The sequence below is a fragment of the Methanobrevibacter sp. genome, assembly GCF_017468685.1.
Classification (GTDB): domain Archaea; phylum Methanobacteriota; class Methanobacteria; order Methanobacteriales; family Methanobacteriaceae; genus Methanocatella.
The window spans coordinates 1-21,648 of record NZ_JAFUHT010000013.1 but is presented as its reverse complement, the minus strand read 5'-3'; the positions used below and the strand labels follow the sequence as shown (position 1 = coordinate 21,648).

26 protein-coding genes and 1 pseudogene are annotated in these 21,648 nt (G+C 33.6%); 22 read left to right on the top strand and 5 right to left on the bottom strand.

Features of this window, described 5'->3' with window-relative positions; all coding sequences use genetic code 11:
• The first annotated feature begins 5 nt into the window (after positions 1–5).
• Positions 6–1,418, top strand: coding sequence for a lactaldehyde dehydrogenase (locus tag IJ258_RS02420; RefSeq protein WP_292802341.1), 1,413 nt, complete (start codon positions 6–8; stop codon positions 1,416–1,418).
• A 14-nt stretch (positions 1,419–1,432) separates the two neighbouring features.
• Here the strand turns inward: IJ258_RS02420 and IJ258_RS02415 are convergent, their stop codons facing one another.
• Positions 1,433–2,155 carry a tRNA-binding protein gene (locus tag IJ258_RS02415; RefSeq protein ID WP_292802338.1) on the bottom strand — a complete coding sequence of 241 codons (723 nt, stop codon included), beginning with the start codon at positions 2,153–2,155 and terminating at the stop codon, positions 1,433–1,435.
• Positions 2,156–2,321: 166 nt separating this feature from the next.
• Here IJ258_RS02415 and IJ258_RS02410 point away from each other — a divergent pair, with 166 nt between their 5' ends.
• Genes IJ258_RS02410 through IJ258_RS02395 form a run of 4 tightly spaced genes read left to right on the top strand, consistent with a single transcriptional unit; the run spans position 2,322 to position 4,971 of the window.
• A complete protein-coding gene (locus IJ258_RS02410) occupies positions 2,322–2,726 on the top strand; it encodes a PRC-barrel domain-containing protein (RefSeq protein WP_292802336.1) in 405 nt (134 codons plus the stop codon).
• Between the two features lie 48 nt (positions 2,727–2,774).
• Positions 2,775–3,539: an aspartate dehydrogenase gene (locus tag IJ258_RS02405; protein ID WP_292802332.1), complete on the top strand. Its 765-nt coding sequence runs from the start codon at positions 2,775–2,777 to the stop codon at positions 3,537–3,539.
• Positions 3,539–4,261, top strand: coding sequence for a tRNA(His) guanylyltransferase Thg1 family protein (locus IJ258_RS02400; RefSeq protein ID WP_292802329.1), 723 nt, complete (start codon positions 3,539–3,541; stop codon positions 4,259–4,261). The genes IJ258_RS02405 and IJ258_RS02400 overlap by 1 nt, the downstream gene beginning before the upstream one ends.
• Positions 4,258–4,971, top strand: a complete 714-nt coding sequence (locus IJ258_RS02395; RefSeq protein ID WP_292802326.1) for a Mov34/MPN/PAD-1 family protein — start codon at positions 4,258–4,260, stop codon at positions 4,969–4,971. Before IJ258_RS02400 ends, IJ258_RS02395 begins: the two co-directional genes overlap by 4 nt.
• 30 nt (positions 4,972–5,001) lie before the next feature.
• Here the strand turns inward: IJ258_RS02395 and serA are convergent, their stop codons facing one another.
• Complete coding sequence (gene serA, locus IJ258_RS02390) at positions 5,002–6,576, bottom strand: phosphoglycerate dehydrogenase (RefSeq protein ID WP_292802323.1); 1,575 nt, start codon at positions 6,574–6,576, stop codon at positions 5,002–5,004.
• A gap of 152 nt (positions 6,577–6,728) precedes the next feature.
• Between serA and IJ258_RS02385 the strand changes: the two genes are divergently transcribed.
• Positions 6,729–7,067 (top strand): heavy metal-binding domain-containing protein, encoded by a 339-nt coding sequence (locus tag IJ258_RS02385; protein ID WP_292802319.1) that lies wholly within the window; start codon positions 6,729–6,731, stop codon positions 7,065–7,067.
• 7 nt (positions 7,068–7,074) lie between these two features.
• Positions 7,075–7,869, top strand: coding sequence for a hypothetical protein (locus IJ258_RS02380; RefSeq protein ID WP_292802316.1), 795 nt, complete (start codon positions 7,075–7,077; stop codon positions 7,867–7,869).
• Here the strand turns inward: IJ258_RS02380 and IJ258_RS02375 are convergent.
• Together IJ258_RS02375 and IJ258_RS02370 are read right to left on the bottom strand one after the other, a co-directional pair.
• Entirely contained in the window at positions 7,866–8,252 is a 387-nt protein-coding gene (locus IJ258_RS02375; protein WP_292802313.1) for a hypothetical protein, read from the bottom strand. The two genes, IJ258_RS02380 and IJ258_RS02375, sit on opposite strands and share 4 nt — an antisense overlap.
• A 9-nt stretch (positions 8,253–8,261) precedes the next feature.
• Complete coding sequence (locus IJ258_RS02370) at positions 8,262–9,194, bottom strand: transcriptional regulator (RefSeq protein WP_292802310.1); 933 nt, start codon at positions 9,192–9,194, stop codon at positions 8,262–8,264.
• Positions 9,195–9,248: 54 nt separating this feature from the next.
• Here IJ258_RS02370 and IJ258_RS02365 point away from each other — a divergent pair, with 54 nt between their 5' ends.
• The 9 genes from IJ258_RS02365 to IJ258_RS02325 all read left to right on the top strand — a co-directional run bounded on the left by IJ258_RS02365 (position 9,249) and on the right by IJ258_RS02325 (position 17,016).
• Positions 9,249–10,517, top strand: coding sequence for a tRNA(Ile)(2)-agmatinylcytidine synthase (locus IJ258_RS02365; protein WP_292802307.1), 1,269 nt, complete (start codon positions 9,249–9,251; stop codon positions 10,515–10,517).
• A 121-nt stretch (positions 10,518–10,638) separates the two neighbouring features.
• Positions 10,639–11,559: a DUF3100 domain-containing protein gene (locus IJ258_RS02360; protein ID WP_292802304.1), complete on the top strand. Its 921-nt coding sequence runs from the start codon at positions 10,639–10,641 to the stop codon at positions 11,557–11,559.
• Complete coding sequence (locus tag IJ258_RS02355) at positions 11,560–12,051, top strand: hypothetical protein (protein ID WP_292802302.1); 492 nt, start codon at positions 11,560–11,562, stop codon at positions 12,049–12,051.
• A gap of 71 nt (positions 12,052–12,122) precedes the next feature.
• Positions 12,123–13,535 carry an MmgE/PrpD family protein gene (locus IJ258_RS02350; protein ID WP_292802299.1) on the top strand — a complete coding sequence of 471 codons (1,413 nt, stop codon included), beginning with the start codon at positions 12,123–12,125 and terminating at the stop codon, positions 13,533–13,535.
• A 5-nt stretch (positions 13,536–13,540) separates the two neighbouring features.
• Entirely contained in the window at positions 13,541–14,443 is a 903-nt protein-coding gene (locus IJ258_RS02345) for a peptidase (RefSeq protein ID WP_292802296.1), read from the top strand.
• Positions 14,444–14,447: 4 nt separating this feature from the next.
• Positions 14,448–15,320: a fumarate hydratase gene (locus tag IJ258_RS02340; RefSeq protein WP_292802293.1), complete on the top strand. Its 873-nt coding sequence runs from the start codon at positions 14,448–14,450 to the stop codon at positions 15,318–15,320.
• A 47-nt stretch (positions 15,321–15,367) separates the two neighbouring features.
• On the top strand, positions 15,368–16,162 hold the full coding sequence (locus IJ258_RS02335; protein WP_292802291.1) for a citryl-CoA lyase: 795 nt from the start codon (positions 15,368–15,370) through the stop codon (positions 16,160–16,162).
• A gap of 4 nt (positions 16,163–16,166) precedes the next feature.
• Positions 16,167–16,676: a nitroreductase family protein gene (locus IJ258_RS02330; protein ID WP_292802288.1), complete on the top strand. Its 510-nt coding sequence runs from the start codon at positions 16,167–16,169 to the stop codon at positions 16,674–16,676.
• A gap of 1 nt (position 16,677) precedes the next feature.
• Entirely contained in the window at positions 16,678–17,016 is a 339-nt protein-coding gene (locus IJ258_RS02325) for a hypothetical protein (protein ID WP_292802285.1), read from the top strand.
• Here IJ258_RS02325 and IJ258_RS02320 read toward each other — a convergent pair.
• Positions 17,000–17,341: a hypothetical protein gene (locus tag IJ258_RS02320; protein WP_292802282.1), complete on the bottom strand. Its 342-nt coding sequence runs from the start codon at positions 17,339–17,341 to the stop codon at positions 17,000–17,002. The two genes, IJ258_RS02325 and IJ258_RS02320, sit on opposite strands and share 17 nt — an antisense overlap.
• 105 nt (positions 17,342–17,446) lie before the next feature.
• Here IJ258_RS02320 and IJ258_RS02315 point away from each other — a divergent pair, with 105 nt between their 5' ends.
• The 6 genes and pseudogenes from IJ258_RS02315 to IJ258_RS02290 all read left to right on the top strand — a co-directional run.
• On the top strand, positions 17,447–17,749 hold the full coding sequence (locus IJ258_RS02315; protein ID WP_292802279.1) for a hypothetical protein: 303 nt from the start codon (positions 17,447–17,449) through the stop codon (positions 17,747–17,749).
• A gap of 165 nt (positions 17,750–17,914) precedes the next feature.
• A complete protein-coding gene (locus tag IJ258_RS02310) occupies positions 17,915–18,229 on the top strand; it encodes a V-type ATP synthase subunit H (protein WP_292802276.1) in 315 nt (104 codons plus the stop codon).
• An 11-nt stretch (positions 18,230–18,240) separates the two neighbouring features.
• Positions 18,241–20,244: a V-type ATP synthase subunit I gene (locus IJ258_RS02305; protein WP_292802273.1), complete on the top strand. Its 2,004-nt coding sequence runs from the start codon at positions 18,241–18,243 to the stop codon at positions 20,242–20,244.
• Positions 20,245–20,310: 66 nt separating this feature from the next.
• Positions 20,311–20,796: a V-type ATP synthase subunit K gene (locus IJ258_RS02300; RefSeq protein ID WP_069573492.1), complete on the top strand. Its 486-nt coding sequence runs from the start codon at positions 20,311–20,313 to the stop codon at positions 20,794–20,796.
• A gap of 13 nt (positions 20,797–20,809) precedes the next feature.
• The gene (locus IJ258_RS02295) at positions 20,810–21,427 is read left to right on the top strand and encodes a V-type ATP synthase subunit E (RefSeq protein WP_292802270.1); all 618 of its coding nucleotides are present in this window, start codon (positions 20,810–20,812) and stop codon (positions 21,425–21,427) included.
• A 15-nt stretch (positions 21,428–21,442) separates the two neighbouring features.
• Positions 21,443–21,648 (top strand): annotated as a pseudogene (locus IJ258_RS02290) (V-type ATP synthase subunit C); the annotation flags it as partial.

The window sequence follows — 21,648 nt, the reverse complement described above, 5'->3', positions numbered from 1 at the left end:
ATAAAATGGATATGTTGATTGGCGGAAAGAATATTTCAGGCGATGATTTACTTGAAGTTAAAAACCCTTATAATGGTGAGGTAATTGATACAATTCCTATTGCGCACAGGCAAACTGCACAGTTGGCAATTGATGAGGCAAATAATGCTAAAGAAAGTTTAGTTGAAATGTCAGCTTTTAAGGTATCCAATAAGTTATTCAATGTGGTGGATAAATTAAAAGAAAAACGTGAGGAATTTGCAGAGCTGCTGACATTGGAGGTTGGAAAACCAATAAATGAATCACTTGTTGAACTGGACAGATCAATAGAAACACTAAAGCTTGCAGCTGAAGAGGCAAAAAGAATTTATGGTGAAAGTGTGCCATTGGATGCAGGATTAAACGGTAAGGGATTTTTTGCATTCACACAACGATTGCCTTTGGGTGTAGTTGCAGCAATTACTCCCTTCAACTATCCCTTAAACCTGACAATCCATAAAATAGCGCCTGCAATAGCATGCAAAAACACAGTTATTGTAAAACCTCCAACAGAGGCACCATTGACAGTAATGAAATTCTGTCATTTATTGAATGAGGAGTTTCCGGATGGTGTTGTTAATGTAGTGACAGGATATGGTTCTGAAATTGGAGATTATTTGGTTTGTTCTCCTGAAATTGATAAAATTTCATTTACCGGAAGCGTAACTACAGGGTTGATGATTTCACAAAAGGCAGGAATGAAAAAAGTCACACTTGAACTTGGTGGAAACGATCCAATGGTTGTCCTAAATGATGCCGACATTGATAAAGCAGTTAAAGGAGTAATTAATGGAGCATTTTTAAATGCTGGTCAGGTTTGTATGGGCGTAAAACGTATAATTGTTGAAAATGGAATCGCCGATGAGTTTGCAGAAAAACTGGTTACTGCAACTGAGAAATTGGTAATGGGAAATCCATTAGATGCCAAAACAACTCTTGGCACATTAATATCTGAAAATGCCAGTCGCCAAGTTGAAGAGACAGTCAACAATGCAGTCCGTGACGGTGCAAGAATATTGACTGGGGCAAAGCGTGAAGGTGCGTTCTATGCTGCAACAGTAATTGATGATGTCACATCGGAAATGGATATGGTTGTAAGGGAAACATTTGGACCTGTGGCACCAATAATAAGGGTCAAAGATGTTGAAGAGGCTATAAAAGTTGCCAATGATACAGAATATGGTCTTCAGGCAGGAGTATTTACAGAAAGCTACTCCAATGCAATGAAATGTGCTCAAGAAATCGAGGCAGGAACTGTATTTATAAATAAGCAGTCAACATTCAGAACAGATAACATGCCATTCGGGGGATTTAAAAACAGTGGTGTTGGAAAAGAAGGAATAAAATATGCTGTAGAGGAAATGACAAAAACAAAGTTAATCGGATTAAATTTAAGATAAAATAGCTAATTTAGCTATTTTAAATAATTTTCAACGAGGTTACGAGTTTCATTAAGGGATTCCATTGGTATGCCTTTTGGCATTTTGCCAAGTTCGCCGTCAACCTCTTTGAGAATGTTTCCATTCATTCCGAGAAACATTCCTTCACTGACAATATCACTGAATGCCTGTGGTGGCAATAGGGATACTCCCACTTTATTGTCATCTTTAACATTCATATCATTGGTTACAACTGTTATTGCACGTTTTCCAAGATTCACGTTACAAAGCATTAATTTATCATTTTTAGGATGCTGTGTGACACTCATCACTTCGCCCACCTTAATGTCTACTCCAATGATTGGATCATTAATTGGTCCTAAAGCAAGCCTGTCTTTTAAGCCCAGAATGGTATCTAGGAAAAATCTTACTTTTGCAATATTTTCCTGGGTTTTTTCACGGTCTTCTTTTGGAGCATTGCTTAAGAATTTTTTATTCCAGTCATCTCCACCTAAATATTCAATGATTTTTTCTGCTTTCTCAATGAGTGCAGCAACATCGGGAGAGTTGACTAATTCATCTCCTTCAAGATAAGAATAAGTTAATGATTGAAAGTCACTATTCATTTGCTTTCCCATATCAATTGCTTGTTTTTTATTCCAACTTCCTCTAAAAGAAGCTGTTGGAATGAGATTCATATAATTTTCTCTTGCTTTGCTTGCTACTAAAATCCTATAATCTTTTGTTGTATCCCACATTTAAAGTCCTCTTTTAAGTCTAATTTATATTTTTATTTTAGAATTTAATAAGTTTTTTGCAAATAAGACAGTTTATAACTTTAAAAAACATAAAGTATTTATATTAACAATTAAATAAAATAATACATATTTATTTAATTATTAATTTATTTACTTGGGTGTAAACATGGTAGAAGTTTCAAAATTACGCAGTTTAGATATTTATACCAACACAGGACACTATGTTGGTCGTGTAGAAGATGTTATTTTAAATATTAGGTTAGGAACTATTTCAAAATTACAAGTTAGAGCTATTGAACAACAACCAAAACCTGCTGGATTTGTTAACTCATTTTTAGGAAGCATTCGTGGAGAAATGCCTGAAGATAATAACATGAGATCTTTCCAAAGTGATTTATTAACAGTTGATTTTGATAAAGTTCAAGCTATCGGGGACATTATGTTAATTAATCCTAGAGATATGAAAAAAGTTACTCCTGAACCACAAATCCCTGAAGTAGCTGCTCCTAAACCAGAAACTCCTCAACCACAAGGCGAAACTCAAAGCCAATTTGAAACTGAAAGATTATAATTAATCTTTCCTACAATTCTTTTTTTATAACTTTTTTTATGTGATACTATGAAAGTAGGTATTATAGGCTGTGGAGCTATTGCTAACATTATTACAACCAGCATAGTTCCTGAAGAAAACGATATTGAAATTGCATATTTTTTTGATAAGGATATTGAAAGAGCTGAAAATTTAGCAAGTTTGGCTGATGGAGTTGCAGTGCTTGACTTTGATGACATGTTGTATAAGGTTGACTTGATATTGGAATGTGCTGCGCCAGTGTCTGTTAAAGAATATGCTCCAAAAGTATTGTCTCATGGAATTGATATGATTGTAATGAGTATTGGTGCATTAATGGATAATGAATTTTATAAAGAACTGGAATCATTGGCTAAACAGAATAATGCTAAGATACACTTGCCTTCTGGAGCAATTGTCGGTTTGGATGGAATTAAGGCTGTTGCCAAATTCGGTCTTAAGGAAGTGAGTCTTGTTACAAGAAAATCACCAAAATCATTAGGCAAAGACATCGACAGTGAAGAAGTGCTATTTGAAGGTAAAGCTTCTCAGGCCGTTAAGGAATTTCCATTAAACATAAATGTGGCTGCAACAATAAGCATTGCATGTCAAAAGGACATTGATGTTAAAATTATAGTTGATCCAAATGTTGATAGAAATGTGCATGAAATCACAGCTAAAGGGGACTTTGGTGAGTTTAAAACAACTACTATGAATTATCCTTGTGCAGCTAATCCTAAAACAAGCATGTTGGCGGCACTTTCAGCTATTCGTTTGCTTAAAAGTTTCAATGAAACCATTAGTGTGGGAATGTAATGAAGGATTTTGAAGTTTATTCATCTCTAAAAGTTCCAAAAAACTCTAAAATCATCGTTAGACTGGATGGTAGAGCATTTCATAAATTAGCTCGTGATTTGGATTTGATTAAACCTTATGATGAAAGATTTTATCAGGTTATGGCTAAAGTTTGTGAGGATTTATTCAAAGAATTCTCCCCGTTATTTGCATACACTTTTTCAGATGAGATAAGCTTGCTTTTCGATAAACTGCCCTTTGATGGCAGAATTGAAAAACTTAACTCTGTAATAGCTAGTTTTACAGCTAGTTCATTTGTAATTAATTATAATGTTAGTTTTAGGAAACCTCCAGCATTTGACTCAAGAATTATTCCAATTGCTGAGGAGGATATTTTGAAATATTTCAAATGGAGGCAGGATGAATCCTGGAGAAATTGTGTCAACTCATATGGGATTTCATACCTCAAAAACAACTATTCAAATTCTGAAGCTAACGATAAAATAAATGGCATGAAACTAAATGAAATTCACGAATTATTGTTTGAAAATAACATTAACTTAAATGATATTGAAACTTATAAAAAACGTGGAATAGGAATATATAGGAAGAATAAAAAAATCGAAGGTTTTAATAAAAAAGAAAATAAAAACCAGATATCCTACCGCAGTCATGTTTACATAGATTGGGAACTTCCAATATTCAATGAGAAATTCTTCAGAGAAATTAAGGTGATAAAATGAGTTTTATATCAAAACTATTCGGAAACAATGATGAGGAATTTAGTGAAGTCAGGGTTGACCGTGAGGTTCTTGAATCCGTAATCTATTACTCTAAAAAGGCATACCCAAATGAATTTTTGGCATTTTTCGATGGTGAGATAAAGGATAAAATTCTTTACATCACCGGTTTGATATTTGTTCCTGGTGAAACTTGTGAAACCGGAGCTGTAGTTCACACTGAGATGATTCCGATGAATACAAAATATTGGGGATCTGTGCACTCACACCCAGGACCAAGTGCAAGGCCATCAGATGCAGATTTAATGACATTTTCAAAAAATGGATATTTTCACATGATTGTATGCTTGCCTTATTCTTTACAAACATTTAAATCATATGATCGTCATGGAAATCCAATGGATTATACAGTTGGAGATTATGGATATTTAAATGAGAATAATCCAGATGAATTTTTTGACGAAAATGATGTCGTCACGGATAGTGATGATTTTAAACCTGGTTTTTTTGATGAAGAAGATGATGAATTCTTCAAGACTCTTGATGAGGAAAGGGTAAATCACTATGAAGAATATGAAAAAAGCCATAAACTTAACAATCCATCATCAAATCAAATAGATATAATGTCTAACACCCAATTGCCTCACCAAGTAATTAGGATTGAACTTAATCCTGATGGTAGTGTTAAAAAAATAAGTAAAAATAAAAAATAAAAAACAATTATGGTGAAAATTGTTTTTTAATTATAATTCTAATCCAATAGCTTCATAAACATTATCTAAAGCTTGAATTTCTTTAATAACATCTTTTGGAATTTCTTTATCTAAGGTCAAGACCATAATTGCTCTGCCGCCTTTTTCATCTCTTCCAACTTGCATAATTCCGATGTTGACGTTATGTTCTCCTAATTTGGTTCCAATTTTACCAATGCTTCCTGGAACATCTTCATATTTGGCAATGAACATGTGTCCTTCAGGAATGACATCTACCCAATATCCATTTACTTTTAAAATTCTTGCTTCATGTAAGTGAGTACCTTCAGCTGAGAAAACATCACTTTCACTTTTTGCAATAACTTTAATTAATGATTCATATCCTTTTGCATTGTCTTTTCTACCTTCAGTAATGCTGATTCCTCTGTCTTTAGCAACAAGGGAAGCATTTACTGCATTTACAGGTGAACTTAGGAATGGGTTAACAGCACCTTGGATAACGGTTCTTGTTAAAATTTCAAGATTGTCTATTTCAGCTAATTCTCCACTGTAAATAATTTCGATTTCTTGGATTTTACCGTTTACAGCTTGTGAGATGAAACTACCTAATTTTTCACATAATTCCATGTATGGAGCTAATTCTTGGTAAGTGTTATTGTCAATACGTGGCATGTTTAAAACATTTTTAGGGTTGTTTCCTTTAATTAATTCAATGATTTCATCAGCTACAATAATAGCTGCATCTCTTTGTGCTTCTTTGGTTGAAGCAGCAATGTGGGGTGTTAATACGATATTGTCTAACTCAAATAATTTTGAATCAGCTGCAGGTGGCTCTTCTTCATATACATCTAATGCAGCACCGCCAATTTTATTATTTACTAATGCATCATACAATGCTTCTTCATCAATAATTCCACCACGAGCACAGTTTACGATGTATGCTGTGTCTTTCATGATTTCAAACTGTTCAGTGGAAATTGAATGTTCAGTTTCCGGAGTTAATGGAACATGTATTGTAATAAAATCAGCGTTTTTAAGTACAGTGTCTAAGTCAGTTAATTCAACGCCCATTTGTTTTGCAACTTCTTCAGGCAAGTATGGGTCATATGCCATTGCATCCATTCCAAATGCTTTACATCTGTTAACCACTTGGGAACCGATTCTTCCCATACCAATTACACCAAGAGTTTTGTTTCTTAGTTCAACTCCCATGAATTGTTTTTTCTCCCATTTGCCTTCTTTAACGGATTTATCAGCAATTGAAATTTTACGGGCCATGCTTAAGATTAAACCCATAGTATGTTCAGCTACAGTAACTGAAGTTGATTCTGGAGAGTTTACAACCATAATACCTTTTTCAGTTGCTGCATCGAGGTCGATGTTGTCTACTCCAACACCTGCTCTGGCAATTATTTGCAAATTGTCTGCTTTTTCAATAATGTCTGCAGTTAATTTTGTCCGACTTCTTACAATGATTCCATTGTATTCATTTATGGTATTTGCTAATTCTTCAGGAGTAATTTCAGTATCTACTACGACATCTGCTACTTCCTTTAAATTTTCAATACCTTTTTCGTTAATAGCATCAGCAATAAGTACTTTCATATTTTCACCATAATTTCAAAATATTTAATCATAAATATTACTTAAAAATATGTTTTTTATTATATTTAAATCATAAGTTAATTTTGAGTTTTTGATAAATTTATATAATTTTGTAATTAATAGTATATTGATAACTGGTTTAGGTGAAAAATATGGTATCTGTAAATGAGTTTCCAATATCTACTGCAAATGACATTCCTGGATTTAGGGTTGTTGAAACAAAAGGATTTATATATGGTTTAACTGTTAGAAGTAGGGGTGCCGGAGGTCAAATCGGTGCAGGAATCAAATCTCTTTTCGGTGGTGAAATTACACAATATGTTAAAATGATGGAAGAGTCTCGTGAAGAGGCTTTGCAAAGAGCAATTGATCATGCAAAAGAGTTAGGGGCTAATGGTATTGTTGCAATCAGATTTGACTCAAATGAAATCTCCGATGTGATGCAGGAAATATTGGTTTATGGAACTGCTGTTGTAGTTGAAAAAGAGTAGTGATAAAATGTTTTTTGAGGATTTGAAATATAAACAAAGAGAAATTCCGCAATGCATTTTGGGCTATGGGCCATTTATGGCAGAACTTTATTATGGGCACAGATCAAGATTATATTTGGATGATTTATATAATGATCCTCAAAATGCAGCTGAAGTCATCATTGAATCATACAATCAGGGTGTAAGGGCAATTAACTTAGTCAATGATTCTAATTTGCTTGAAGCTTATGACATCGCTTGTGATGCAGGATGTGAGATGAAAGTGATTGCAACCATTGGTAAAAGTGATGTTGACTATTTAAATCCCAATTATGAGATTGCAAAAGAAGCGGATTGGGATGAAGACATTGAACTGTTCAGCCAATATGACTGTCCATTGATGCTTGTTGATGAATTCATAACCGATGCATATGATTGGAGATTAACCTCAAAAATATTGGCCAGGATTAATGATAGCGGTTCTTTGTCTGGCCTTGTTACTGCATTTCCATCAAGAACTTCAGATTTGCTTGCAGATAATTTGGATATGGATTTATTTGATTTTTATATGATTCCATATAACAGTTTATCTTATATGATGGATATCAGTGCATTCAATGCTTCTCAAAGACAGGAATTCATTGATAAAATTAAAAGTTTAAATAAAAAGATAATAGCTACCAGAATATTGGCAGCCGGTGTTTTAAAACCAAAAGAGGCGTTTACATTTTATAAAAATGTCGATTTTGTAGATGCGATATGTATGGGTGTTGCAAAAGTTAGTGAAGCTCGTGAAGACTTTGAATTGTTAAAGGAATATTAAAGTTTCACTACTTCATATTTGTCAAATGGTATGTGACCCTCTGCTTCAAGGGACTGATTAAGGTCAGCTAATCCATTGATTAAATCTTTTATATTTTTATTTGATGGTTTTTTGCCTGTAATCTGCAGGTATTGTCTTGGGGATATTTCACATAATTCGCATTCAAAATTGCAGCATCTGTCCTTTTCTTCGCAGCCATATCCTTCCTGAGCTTCATCAGTTCCAATGACTATGTCGTCAAGAATTCTGGATACTCTTTCATCTGAAGCAAACATTGCTATTTTTTGGGTTTTTCCGCAAATTCCAATAGCTTTCTGACCCTTAAAGTTACAAACCCATTTAATTGGATGATTTTCCATATCTGTTATTTGCAAGTTTTCCATATTATCACTCTAATTTTCCTTTCTCTCTTTAATCATCTTTAGTAATTCTTTTGAATTTTCAAACTCTTTCAGTTCCCATGATTTAATTACTGGAACGCTGCCTATTGATTCTTTAATTTTCTCGTTATTTATGATAAAAACAGGTTCTGAAGTCGTAACCATCGATAAATCTTTTAGAGGGATTGCCATTCTTTTTAAAGTTTTTTCACTTCTGTTTTTCTCAACATTTGCCATTAGTGGTGAATGTTTGTCAGAAGTTTTCATTTTAGCTACTGCATCAAATGGACTTTTATTTGTGGATATTACTCCATATCCGAGTTTTGATAAATCATTAACGTCATCTGAATATTCAATGTCCTCTTTTTTTGGCTGTTTTAATAAGTCAATATCAAGTGTCACTTTGGTATTTAGAATCTCCTCAAGAATCATTGCAGTTTCAGTATTTGCACGAACAATTCCATTTTCATATTTATACATTGTAGCACGAGATACATGAGCTAAACTTGCCAAGTCCTTAAGTGACATGGAATATTCTTCACGGTATTGCTTTATGACATTGCCGTCAATTTTAACGAAGTATCCTCCCCTGTCGGCTAAAATTTCAGGATACTCTCCATATAAAATCATGCTTTTCAATGTTTCAAAGCCGATTGCCGGAATATCGTATCTTTCATATATCACTCCATCTTCCAAATACCCGTTTCTTGATTTTTCACCAATTATTATTGGAGAAGCTAAGAAAATATTGGCTAGCTGTTTCATTTCATGTGCATTATGTTCATTAATGCTGTCAATGTTTAGAAATGTTTTTAGGAGTAATATCTGTAAGTTTTTTCTTGCCACAATATCAAATGAGCCCTGATCATAAATGTCGGATGTTTTATAACCTTGGGAGTTCAATAAATTTTCGATATTGTGTAGCATTTGGCTTCGGGTTAACATTTTCAATACCTCTGTTAAACTATATATTATCCTAACATTAATATATTTTAGTAGGTGATTTCAATTAAGTATTTACATATAGGAATAGATGATACGGATTCTCCGGATGGAATGTGTACAACTTATCTTGCAAGTCAAATCATTAATAAATTTAAGGAAAATGGAATTGATTTAGTGGAATATCCCAGATTGATTAGACTAAACCCTTTTGCCCGCCATAAGACTCGTGGAAATGGTGGTGTAGCTTTAAAAATATTGAATGATGATAATGCCAGTTTGGCAAAAAGCATTGTTTTAGATGAAGTTGAAAAGCTGTCAATGTTTGACTGTGACAATACTAATCCGGGTGTTATCTTTTATGATGGCGAAATCACTCCTGAAATGGAAAAATATGCATTTAGGGCAATTTATGAGTTTATAACTATTGATGAGGCTGAGAAATTTGGAAAATCTGTCGATTGTGAAATTCATAAATTCAAAAAGGGAAGGGGAATCATAGGTTCAATCGCTTCAATCAGCTTGCCTTTAAGTGATTATACATATGAATTGCTTGCTTACAGGGCTCCTGAAAACTTCGGAACCCCTAGAAGGATAGATTATGAATCTGTTTATGAGATGGATAGGCAAACCTTTCCTGATACATTTGAAAATATTGATTATTCTGAGAATTATATTGCTATTGAGCCAAAAACACCTTGCCCTGTATTATATGGAATCAGATCAAACAATGTAGAGTCATTGAAAATTGCTCAGGACATTGTTACAGCATCAGAACCAATTGATGATTGGTGCATTTTCAAAACAAACCAGCATACCGATATGCATATCCAGGAAGCATCTAGGATTTCTGACATGAAGCAGTTCGGATGTTACTGTGTTGAAGGTGAAGTGAAAAACAAACCTACGATAATTGATGGAGGGCATATGTTTTTCTATATTCAAGATGGCTCGGGCGAGATTGAATGCGGAGCATATGAACCTACTAAAAACTTCAGAAAAACGGTTTCTCATTTACTGCCTGGTGATGTTATAAAGGTTTATGGTGGAATCGGTGAGCAGAATACCTTCAATATTGAGAAATTCCAGGTAATTAGATTAACTGATGTTGAGTATAGAAATCCTGTTTGTGAATGTGGAAAAAGAATGACTTCTGCCGGAAAAAACAAGGGTTTCAAATGTAAAAAGTGCGGCAGGAAAATAGACTCAGATGAAAAAGTTCCTATTAAAATTAAACGTAATTTAAAAAATGCTCAATTTTATGAAACACCTGTTTCTGCAAGAAGACATTTGTCAAAACCTATTTGTCGAATGTTTAAATCTTAGTTTTTTTCATATTTTGTGAAAATTATTACTATTTTTTATTCTCTTTTTGTGAATTTTTGAGAATTAAATGCTATTAATTTATATAATATGTTTTGAGAAAATATTAAATATATTATACATTTTGATATTTTATCATGAATGTGGGGAGTGGATTATTATTCCGGATAAAAGTTCAGATACTCAAGTGGAACATATTTATAGGGAAAAGACGGATAAGCGTATTTTGAAGAAAAATCCGTGGAGAGATTATAGATTACACTTTACTGTACTTGTTTTAGTCATAATTGCTGAAATGATTGGTACAATTGAAATTCCACTCACTAAAGATGTTTCCATCACAATAATGCCTTTAATATATACCATTATCTTAGGACTTGTTTTTTACTTGGCAAAACCAATAAAATGGATTCAAAGAAAACAAGCAAGAATTGCTGAAGGGGCAATGATGCTTTTCATTGGTGTTTTAATCGCAAAACTTGCTGTTTCAAGTGGTCAGTCTATTGGTTTGATATTTGATATGGGTCCCGCTCTGATATTGCAGGAACTTGGGCACCTAGCAACCCTATTGGTTCTTCCTATAGCATTATTGCTTGGATTTAAAAAAGAAGCTATTGGTATGACAAATTCCATTGGTAGGGAACCAAACGTTGCAGTTGTAGTGGATAAATATGGATTTAACTCTCCTGAATCAAGAGGGGTATTTGCAATATTTATTATAGGTACTGTAATTGGTACAATATTTATAAGTTTCTTGGTAACATTTTCATTATCATTTTTACCACTTCATCCATATGCATTTGCTATGGCAAGTGGTGTGGGCAGTGCAAGTATGAATGCAGCGGCAATTGGTCCGACTCTTGCAGCATTTCCTGGAATGGAAACACAGATTGAAGCATTTGCCGGATTCAGTAATTTATTATCATTCTGTGTTGGAATATATATTGTGATTTTCGTTGCACTTCCATTAACTGAAAAAATGTATAATTGGCTAGAGCCTAAAATTGGAAGAGATTCCTTATTGCATAAAAAGGAGGATGACTAAATGCCTGAGTTGATTGATGGATCTGAAAATGTAACCGTTCACGGAATTTTAAATTGGATATTTCTATTGGCGATATTTTCAATCATAACTGTAATAGGTAATTATTTAGGTTATCATCATCCTATGGAAGGGTCACTTGTTGGAATGGCAATACTGTCCATTATCACACTTTTAGGTGTGTGGATGGAAAGATACTTGCCGTTGAATGTCTCTTCAATTCTTTATATCAGTGTAATGGGTATTGTTTTAGCATTTCCAGGTATGCCTACTTCCGATTTCGTTTTGCATTACGTTTCCCAAGTTGAATTGTTATCCATAGTGACTGTATTTTTAGCATATGTCGGTATTGGAATGGGTAAAAGTTGGGATGAATTTAAAGCATTAGGCTGGAAAGCAATTGTAATAACTGTACTTGTTATTGCAGCAACATATTATGGTGCAGCTATTGTAGCGCACATTGTTTTGGTCCTGACTGGTGTTCCGGCAGTATAATTTTCCCATTATGAAAAATTGTTCAGACTTATAACTGAACTATTTTAATACTACTTTTTACAAATAGTTAAATGATGTTTTTACAAAATATTTCTAAATTTATTTCAAACTATCGCTATGAACAAGCTACCATAGAGTCTATAACTACTGTAAAGGCAGCATTTTTAGACTATTTTGGAGTTACTTACAGAGGAATTAATGAGGATGCTCCAAAGATAGCTTGCAACACCATTGAGGAAATATTTCATGGAAACTTGAATTTAAATCTAAATGCATCCATTATTGGAACCAAACTCAAATCAGATGTTTTGCATGCTGCTTTAATCAATGGAATCTCAGCACATGTGCTGGAACTTGATGACGGTCACAGAGGCGCTCAGATTCATTTAGGTTCAGTAATATTTTCCACTGCTTTAGCCATTTCAGAAAGCCATGACCTGACTGGAAAAGAATTCTTAGAATCTGTTATGGTGGGTTATGAAGTGGGAATTCTTTTAGGTAAACTCGTCAATCCTGAACACAGAAACAAAGGATTTCACACAACAGGTACAATAGGTACTTTCATAGCTGGAGCAGTTGCTTCCAAACTTCTTAAATTGGATGAAAACCAAACATTGAATGCATTGGGCCTATGTGGAACTCAGGCTGCAGGACTTTTGGAATCCGACCATGGTGGAAGTATGGGAAAATCTTTACATGTTGGAAAAGCGGTTTACAATGGAATCATATCTGCATATCTTGCAAGAAATGGTTTTACTGGTAGTCCAACTATTTTTGAAGGTGATGAAGGATTTTTAAAAGCAATGGTTATTGATGATGAAGATTATAATCATGAGGATTTCTCTTTTGAAAATGCCCTGAAAAATGTTGGAAAAGTTCATGTTAGAGATATCTACTTTAAAAAATATCCATTTTGCAGGCACCTGCATTCTTCAATTGACACTGCATTAAAACTTAAAGCTAGTATTGGTGAGGAATATGACCACATTCAAAATGTAGCCATTAAAACCTATGGGGTAGCTTCAGAGCATAACAATTTCAATCCGAAAAATATTGAAGAGTTAAGGCAGAGTCTTCCATATGCTGTTGCAATTTCGTTAGTTGTTGGAGAGGTAAGCGTTGATGAAATTAATCTGTTGATTGAATATGGTCTTTTGGATAATTATTCCACTGTTGATAAGGTTAACAGCATAAAAAATATTGTAAACAGCATGATTATTGTCAAAGATGATAAACTTGATGAATTATATCCCGATAAAAGACCATCTAATGTAATTATAAAATTAGATGAAAGCTTTAGAAATGGAGTATTTCAAAATATCACTTTCCTTCCAAAGGGCGATTTTGAAAATCCGTTCCAATTAAGAGAGTTAATAGATAAATTCAAAGCTTTAAATCCGCAATATGATATAAATAATTTAACTGTTATTGATTCTCTTGAAGAATATAATATGAAATATGTTGTTCGCAAATTAAATGAGTAGATATTATGGAAAATACAAAAAAATTCCTTAAAAAAATAGGTATTGAAGAAGTTTCTTCAGACTACATTTCAAATAAACGTTTTGATGATGGAGGGCAGTTTCGTTTTGAAGTTCCTGGAATTCAGTCTCCAAAAACAATGAAAGCACTCCTTGAGGAAGCTGATAAAAACGATATTTTCATTCATCGTGTAACTCAAACCAAAGGAATCATGATGCTGGCAGATGAAGAAATCCAGGACATGGTTGACTTGGCTAAAAGCTATGGATGTGAGTTGTTTTTGTCAGTTGGTCCAAGAGCGACATATGATACTTCCGCAACTGTTCATACAAAGGAAGGAAGTAGAATAGGCTACAGATTAAGAGGTTATGACAATCTAGTTTATGCAATTGAAGATGTAAAAAGAGCATGTAAACTTGGAGTTCGAGGGATATTGCTATATGATGAAGGTCTGCTTTGGATTTTAAATCAGATGAGGGAAAATGGTGAAATCCCTAAAACTGTTCATTTTAAATTGTCTGCTCATGCAGGTCATTCCAATCCTGCTTCTGCAAAGTTACTTGAAGCTCAAGGTTTGGATTCACTAAATCCTGTAAGGGATTTACAGATTAATATGATTGCATCTATTCGAAATGCAACTGATATGGCATTGGATTTACATACTGAAAATCCGAAATCCACTGGAGGATTTATCAGACATTATGAAGTTCCAAAATTTATCAAAGTTGCATCTCCAGTTTATTTAAAAACAGGTGGATCTGTTGCAGCTAATCATAACTGGGATACAACAGAATCCGAAGCAAGAGCCCGCATAAAACAAGTCAAACTTGTTAAAAGAATGATTGATGAGTATTGTCCGGAAGCAATTGTTTCACCTCGTAAATCTGGCGATTTGGCAATTCCTGAGTGATTTTATGGATATTGTAAATGAAATTTCTAAAACCATTATTACGGCTTCAACCAATCTTTCAGATGATAAACTGCGTGCTTTAAAATATGCAATCAGCATTGAAGATAATGAAAATGCTCGTTGGGCTTTAGAACAGATTCTTGAAAATTATCTGGTTGCACAAAAAATTAAATTTCCTTTATGTGATGATACAGGAATTCCTCATGTAATAATCGAGATGGGAGAAAACAGACAAATCGATGGAAAATTATTAAATCAGATTCATGAAGGTATTGCTTCAGGTTTGAATAATCTTCCTGCAAGACCTATGGCTGTAAAAGGTAATTTCAAAGAAAAAATTGAGCAAAGCCAAGGTTTATATGACTCTCCAGGAAAACTGTCTCCACCATCCATTTTAATAGATTCTGTTAATGACGAATCAACATATAAAAGGGATATTGATTCTGATACATTAAATATCCATTTTTTACTTGAAGGTGGAGGGCCTGAAATCAGGGCAAAAACTTTAAGGGTTTATCATAAGCGCTCTTTTGAAAATGTAATAAATACTGCCTGTGAATGGTTGGAATCATCGCTTAAAATGTTGGGATGCACTCCTTCAATACCTTCTATAGGTATTGGGAGAACACATTATGAGGCAACTTCGCTATTGCTTAAATCAATTGCCTATGGTAACTTGGACAAGCAGAATCAGTATGAAAAAGACATCACAGACAGATTGAACATTTCTGGAATTGGCCCTCTTGGATTTGGTGGAAAAACAACTGTGTTGGGATGTTATTTAAATATAGGAAATCAAAGGGCAAGTGGAGTTAGGATAGTTTCTATCAGGCCGTCTTGCTTTGTTGAACCGAGAGTGGCAACACTTAAATTGTAATAACTAATATAATATTTAATAATTAACGATATCAAGGTTTAAAAAAAATGCAAGAAAATAATTTTAAAGTTAATCCAAAGTCTTTAAAAACTGCGGTTACCCGAGTTGAAAAAGATAAGATTGTAACTCGAGGATATAATCAAAAAGACTTGATTGAAAAAATCAGATATAGTGACATGGTTTTTTTACTTTTAAAAGGAAGATTGCCTTCAATTAAGGAAAGTAAAATTTTTAACTATGTTTTAGTTTCATTCTGTGATCATGGTGTCACACCGCCCAGCACTCAGACTGCCAGATTGATTACTTCATCTGGTTCACCAATAAACTCTGCAATAGCTGGTGCATTACTTTCTTTTGGAAATAAACATGCTGGAGCTATAGAAAAGTCAATGGAATTGTTTCAATCCAAAATCGGTTCCATTCATTTAATCAATGATTCTGACATTGACAATAAACAGATTGCAGGTTTGGCAATTGAGATTTATAATGAGTATATAGTGAAGGGTAAGAAAATACCTGGTTTTGGTCATAGATATCATGATATTGACCCAAGAGCAGATAAATTAATGGAAATTGCAATTAATAAAGGATATATTGGTCCTCATATTAAACTGGCATTGGCCTTGCAGGATTTGGTATATGATAAAAAACATATTAAACTAAATGTTGACGGAGCAAATGCAGCAATATTGTCTGATTTAGGATTTGATCCCGAACTCGGATTGGGCATATTCATGATTGGCAGACTTCCAGGTTTAATTGCTCACAGTCATGAAGAAAGAATGGATGAAGAAGAATTTAGAAGATTTTGCGACCTTGATAATGTTGAATATATGGGATGATAAAATGGAATTTATAGATGTAATTAATGAAAGATACAGTGTAAGAGGATACTTGGATAAGGAAGTTGAAAAGGAAAAATTGGATTATGTGCTAAATGCAGCAACTATTGCACCGACAGGTGTTAACGCACAGCCGTTTAAAGTTTATGTAATAGATACCAAAAAGTATAAAGATGAATTGTCTGAAATTTACGGAGCTAAATGGTTTGTTGAAGCACCATATGTGTTGTGTGTAGTTGCAGTTATAAATGAGGCATGGACAAGGCCTTGGGATCAAAAAAATATAGCTGACATCGATGCAACAATAGTTATGGACCATATGATTCTTGCAGCGGCAGATGTTGGTCTTGGAACTTGTTACATTGGTGCATTCAAGAAGTATAAAGCTCATGAGTTTTTAGATTTAAAAGAAAATGAGGAAGCAGTTCTTTTCTCTCCATTGGGCTATGGAAATGCTGAGCCAAGGGAAACTCCAAGAAAACAATTAGATGAATTTGTAGTTTACAAAGATTAAAATGAGTTTATATATTTTAAGTGCAGATAATTCCAAGCAAATGGATAAACTGGAAAAAGATTTGTCTGAAAATAAATTCAAGACACTTGAAAAACAGGATAACTATATTTTGATGAAAAAAAGAAGGTACGGAAATCTTTTAATACATGCAGTATGCTTGATAGTTGCCTTGTCATTCATTGGTATAGTTATCTTTATAAATGTAATTTATTTTGCATATTCATTTATTTGGGCTTCACCAAATGTTTTGATTACCACCGAAACCGTAGCAGACAATGGTGAGCCTTTAGAATTTAGTGATATGGATGAAATACTAAAACAGGCTACTCGTCTTGTATAATTTCATCAACACTATATTCTTCTATTTTTCTGATAACCAATGGATTTTTACAATTAACATACTCGGATTCTTCACCAATTTTTGCGTTAATGAACACTTCGTTGGCAAGGGGTTCTGTAAATAATGTAAAAATGTCTGAGACAAATTCATTATAGTCTTTTTGAACATTCTCATCACTAAATCCCAGACGAGGAATCTCTTCTGTCCAGATATCATTGCCCGGTGAGAATTTTTTGTCAGTTACTTTATCATTTTTAATTTCTCCGTCAAGTGTAAGTGAGAAATTTTTGTTTAAAATTATCCAAACTGCTCGTTCCATATACATTAATTGATATGAAATAATATAAATATTATGAAGTTAAAAGTAAAATTGAGTGTTATTATGGCGAATATTAAAATGTTTAAATTACTTGGAGTAATGTTAGCTTTAATGTTGGTTGTATGGGGGATTTCTCCATTCTTAAGACACCAGCCTATTACAAATGATGTTATGGCTACTGCAATTATTTTAATATTGATAGCTGTTGCTTACTTTATTATATTGTTTAACCCAAGTTGGACCAAAGCGGTTTTCTTTTTTGAAGGGATTGTTATAGGTGTTAGCGGATACATGTTACTGTCTCATCCTTACAATTTAGAATTTGCTATTGTGGGTTTAATTATTATTATAATTGCAATTCTTGCTTATTTGCAAAAATTACCGCCTAGTATTTTGAAATGGTTTTACAGATAATTTATTTATCTTTTATTCTTTTTTTTATTAAAAATTTTCATGCAATTATTATTTTTTAAATACTTTTTTTAATTCAAAATTCGATTTTACGAACTTTAAACAAAATTGAATAGTAAAAGATATATATATTACACAACAAAAATAAATACACCATGGTGATTAATTATGGCAGAGATATCAGACGCAATCGCAATGATAAAAAAAGCTGAATCTGATGCTGAACAACTTATTGTTGATTCAGAAGCTCAATCACAAGAGTTAATCAATGAATCACAAGTTAAAGCTGAAGAAATCATTTCTCAAGCTAAATTGCAAGCAGAAGACGACGCTAAAGATACTGTTTTTGATGCAGAAGATAAAGCTAAAAAAGAAGCACAAACAATTGCTGAGCAATCCAAAGTGGAAGTTAAATCCCTTAAAGATAAAGCTATGGCAAATGTTGATGAAGCTGCTTCCATTATTGTCAAAAATATTTTGTAGTGTGAGATTATATGTTCAAGACAGCTAGAATGCGTAAAATTAGAATTGTTACACTTGATAAGTATGTAGCTCCTACAGTGGATGCTCTCCATGAGTCAGGACTTATACAAATCAGTGATATTTCTGATAGCGTTCAGCAAGATCCTGAATTAGCGGAATTAGTAACTCCTGCTAAAGCCACTCCATATACTGGTAAATTATCTTCTCTTCTTATGAAAACCAATGGTATATCTGAACTATTAGGAAATTCTTTATCAGAAGGCCATGGGTTAAAAGACACATTGATGTCTTTTATTAGTCCAGATTTACCTGTTCAAAAAGAAGTTGAAGCTTTAGATACTGAAGCTTTTATTGAAAAAGCTGAAGACACTCTAGCTCAGGTGGAGGCTAAAACAAGTGTTATAGAGGAAAAACTATCCGCACTCGACTCCGAAACAAGTGAACTCAAGTCTAATAAAAGTTTGGCTAATCGCTTATCTAATTTTGACATGGATTTAGCTCTTTTAAAAGATTCAAAGTACACTTCTACTACTGTTGGAAGGATTGATGCTGGATCTACTTCAGAAATCAAAAATGAATTAAGTAACTTGACAGATGAATTAGATGTTTTTACTGTTCCTATGGATGATAAAGAAGGAGAAATTATCGTCGTAGTAACATTAAAAGAATATAGTGATGATGTTTATTCAACACTTCGTAAATTTGACTTTGAGAGAATTGAAGTAGGTGATGTTGAAGGTACTCCTCAACAGATTATTTCAAATGCTGATGCAAGATTATTGACTATTGATTCAGAACGTGCATCTGTTAAATCAGAATTGCATGCAGTTGCAGAACAATGGGACGATGATATATTAGCACTCAAAGAACAATTAGAAAATGAAAAAGAAAAGAACGAAATTCTTTCATCATTTGTTCAAACTAAAGATGCTTATATTCTTGAAGCATGGGTACCTGTAAAAGATACCGAGAAAGTTGAACAATTAGTTGAAAAAAGTTCTGATGGACATTGTGCCTTTGAAACAATAGAGGTTGAAGGTACAGATGATGAAAATGTTCCTATCCTACAACAAAATGGATGGTATGCAAAACCTTTCGAATTCCTTGTAGATATGTACTCTCCAGTACGTTACAATGCTCTTGACCCAACTATATTTGTTGCAATCACATTCCCATTCTTCTTCGGTTTCTGTTTAACCGATGCAGTTTATGGTTTAGTTGTTGCTGCAATTGGGGTAGTATTATTAAGAGGACTTGGAAAAGTTAAAGAATCCATGCATTCATTTGGTTGGATTTTAATCTGGTCAGGGCTGTGGGCCGTGATACTAGGTTTAATAACCAATGGTTTTATTGGGGACTTCCCAGAAAGAATAGCTGGTTTCCGTTTACCAACTGTATTTGCTCCTGTTGAAGCATTTGTACATCCAGATACTATTTTGATAATAGCTATTGTTATTGGTCTTATTTACACCAATATCGGATTTATTATGGGTGCTATTAACAACATCAGATACGGTAACATGAAAGATGCTATCGGTTCTCAAATTTGTTGGTTTGTTTTCGAAGCTGGTATTATCTTACTTGCTTTAGGATTCATGATGCCTGCAATAGGTATGATAGGCATGATCTTAGGAGGAATATTAATAATTGCAACCATTGGAATGTTGGTATGGGCTAACGGTGCATACGGTGTAATGGATATTTTCGGTTACATGGGTGATGTATTATCCTACGCACGTCTTTTAGCATTATGTTTAGCTACCGGTGGTATTGCTATGACTGTAAACATTTTAGCAGTAATGCTTAATGATATGGTTCCATATGCAGGAATTGTTATCGCAATCATTGTATTTATCGGTGGTCATATTGCAAACTTCGCTTTCCAAGTATTAGGTGCATTTATTAACGCTTTACGTCTTAACTATGTAGAGTTCTTCTCACAATTCTTCATGGAAGGTAAAGGTAAATTCGAAGCTTTCAAAGCAAAAAGAACATTTACAAAAATTAAAAATTAAAAATTTTTCATTTATATCTTAAATTAAAATTTAAAAAATCAATATTATTTCAAAGGTGAATTAAATATGGTAGAAATTGCTTTAGGTACTGCTTTAGCAGCTATTGGTGCTGGAGTAGCAATTGGTTTTGCTGGATTAGGTTCCGGTTTAGGTCAAGGTATGGCAGCTGCAGGATCTGTAGGTGCAGTTGCAGAAGACAATGACATGTTTGCAAGAGGTATTATTTTCTCTGCATTACCAGAGACTCAGGCTATTTACGGTTTCTTGGTTGCAATCTTATTATTAGTATTCTCAGGATTACTCGGTGGAGGACAAGGTTTACCTACTGAAGCAGGTATTGTAGCTATCGGTGTAGGTGCATCCATCGGATTTGCCGGTTTAGGTTCCGGTATGGGACAAGGTATGGCAGCAGCATCCTCTGTAGGTGCAATTGTAGAAGACAATGATATGTTTGCACGTGGTATTATTTTCTCTGCATTACCAGAGACTCAGGCTATTTACGGTTTCTTGATTGCTATTTTACTTATGGTATTCGGTGGAATCTTAGGTTAAGGAGGCAATTTATATGAGCTCAGGCACAAGTAAAATTGTTGAAAGCATTATGTCTGAAGCCCAAGGGAAAGCTGATTTAATCATTCAAGATGCAAATACTGAAGTTTCAGCTATTCAAGCAAAAGCTGAAAAAACCGCTGAAGCTGAAAAAACAAAAATTTTAGAAAACGGTAAAAAACAATCTGATATGAGATATCAGCAAATTATCTCTGAAGCTAAGATGAATGCTCGTAGAGCAGAATTAGGCGCTAAAGAAGAAGTAATTGAAGCTGCTTTTAATCAAGCTATTGGAGAATTAAAAGTTAAAGCTTCTTCTGGCGATGAAGAATATGAAGATTCATTAAGTAAAATGATTAAAGAAGCTGCTGATGAAATTGGTAGTGATGATTTAATTATTCAATTAAATGAAGCTGATACAAATAAATTCAAACAAGACTTATCTTCACAAGGTACAGACTCTTTTGAAATTGATGGAATCAATTTCACATTAGGTGAACCTATTGATGCTATCGGTGGAGCTGTTTTAAAAACCACTAATGGAGATATTGAAGTAAATAACACAATTGAAGCTAGATTAGATAGATTTAAAAGTATCTTACGTAGTGAAGTTGCTGAAATATTATTTAAATAATTAGGAGGATAAATTATGGCAGATGGAATTGCAACATTAATAAGTTCTGTAGGTCTTACACAAGAAACCTTTTTGGTATTCTGTGTTATCGCAATACTTGTTGTTGGTGCAGTAGTTGTAATCATTACATCCAGACCAATTTTGGACATTTATCCTTATCTTAACCCAAGTGCAAGAGTAAGAGCTAGAAAAGGAAGATTATTTGATGAAAAACAAATTTC

Excerpts from the sequence above, each read along its gene's own strand:
- IJ258_RS02410 (WP_292802336.1), top strand. The coding sequence starts at position 2,322 with ATGGTAGAAGTTTCAAAATTACGCAGTTTAGATATTTATACCAACACA.
- IJ258_RS02355 (WP_292802302.1), top strand. The coding sequence starts at position 11,560 with ATGCCTGAGTTGATTGATGGATCTGAAAATGTAACCGTTCACGGAATT.
- IJ258_RS02330 (WP_292802288.1), top strand. The coding sequence starts at position 16,167 with ATGGAATTTATAGATGTAATTAATGAAAGATACAGTGTAAGAGGATAC.
- IJ258_RS02295 (WP_292802270.1), top strand. The coding sequence starts at position 20,810 with ATGAGCTCAGGCACAAGTAAAATTGTTGAAAGCATTATGTCTGAAGCC.
- IJ258_RS02405 (WP_292802332.1), top strand. The coding sequence starts at position 2,775 with ATGAAAGTAGGTATTATAGGCTGTGGAGCTATTGCTAACATTATTACA.
- IJ258_RS02350 (WP_292802299.1), top strand. The coding sequence starts at position 12,123 with ATGATGTTTTTACAAAATATTTCTAAATTTATTTCAAACTATCGCTAT.
- IJ258_RS02400 (WP_292802329.1), top strand. The coding sequence starts at position 3,539 with ATGAAGGATTTTGAAGTTTATTCATCTCTAAAAGTTCCAAAAAACTCT.
- IJ258_RS02420 (WP_292802341.1), top strand. The coding sequence starts at position 6 with ATGGATATGTTGATTGGCGGAAAGAATATTTCAGGCGATGATTTACTT.
- IJ258_RS02310 (WP_292802276.1), top strand. The coding sequence starts at position 17,915 with ATGGCAGAGATATCAGACGCAATCGCAATGATAAAAAAAGCTGAATCT.
- IJ258_RS02315 (WP_292802279.1), top strand. The coding sequence starts at position 17,447 with ATGTTGGTTGTATGGGGGATTTCTCCATTCTTAAGACACCAGCCTATT.
- IJ258_RS02415 (WP_292802338.1), bottom strand. The coding sequence starts at position 2,155 with ATGTGGGATACAACAAAAGATTATAGGATTTTAGTAGCAAGCAAAGCA.
- IJ258_RS02335 (WP_292802291.1), top strand. The coding sequence starts at position 15,368 with ATGCAAGAAAATAATTTTAAAGTTAATCCAAAGTCTTTAAAAACTGCG.
- IJ258_RS02385 (WP_292802319.1), top strand. The coding sequence starts at position 6,729 with ATGGTATCTGTAAATGAGTTTCCAATATCTACTGCAAATGACATTCCT.
- IJ258_RS02375 (WP_292802313.1), bottom strand. The coding sequence starts at position 8,252 with ATGGAAAACTTGCAAATAACAGATATGGAAAATCATCCAATTAAATGG.
- IJ258_RS02345 (WP_292802296.1), top strand. The coding sequence starts at position 13,541 with ATGGAAAATACAAAAAAATTCCTTAAAAAAATAGGTATTGAAGAAGTT.
- IJ258_RS02380 (WP_292802316.1), top strand. The coding sequence starts at position 7,075 with ATGTTTTTTGAGGATTTGAAATATAAACAAAGAGAAATTCCGCAATGC.
- IJ258_RS02340 (WP_292802293.1), top strand. The coding sequence starts at position 14,448 with ATGGATATTGTAAATGAAATTTCTAAAACCATTATTACGGCTTCAACC.
- IJ258_RS02320 (WP_292802282.1), bottom strand. The coding sequence starts at position 17,341 with ATGTATATGGAACGAGCAGTTTGGATAATTTTAAACAAAAATTTCTCA.
- IJ258_RS02370 (WP_292802310.1), bottom strand. The coding sequence starts at position 9,194 with ATGTTAACCCGAAGCCAAATGCTACACAATATCGAAAATTTATTGAAC.
- IJ258_RS02305 (WP_292802273.1), top strand. The coding sequence starts at position 18,241 with ATGTTCAAGACAGCTAGAATGCGTAAAATTAGAATTGTTACACTTGAT.
- IJ258_RS02300 (WP_069573492.1), top strand. The coding sequence starts at position 20,311 with ATGGTAGAAATTGCTTTAGGTACTGCTTTAGCAGCTATTGGTGCTGGA.
- IJ258_RS02325 (WP_292802285.1), top strand. The coding sequence starts at position 16,678 with ATGAGTTTATATATTTTAAGTGCAGATAATTCCAAGCAAATGGATAAA.
- IJ258_RS02395 (WP_292802326.1), top strand. The coding sequence starts at position 4,258 with ATGAGTTTTATATCAAAACTATTCGGAAACAATGATGAGGAATTTAGT.
- serA (WP_292802323.1), bottom strand. The coding sequence starts at position 6,576 with ATGAAAGTACTTATTGCTGATGCTATTAACGAAAAAGGTATTGAAAAT.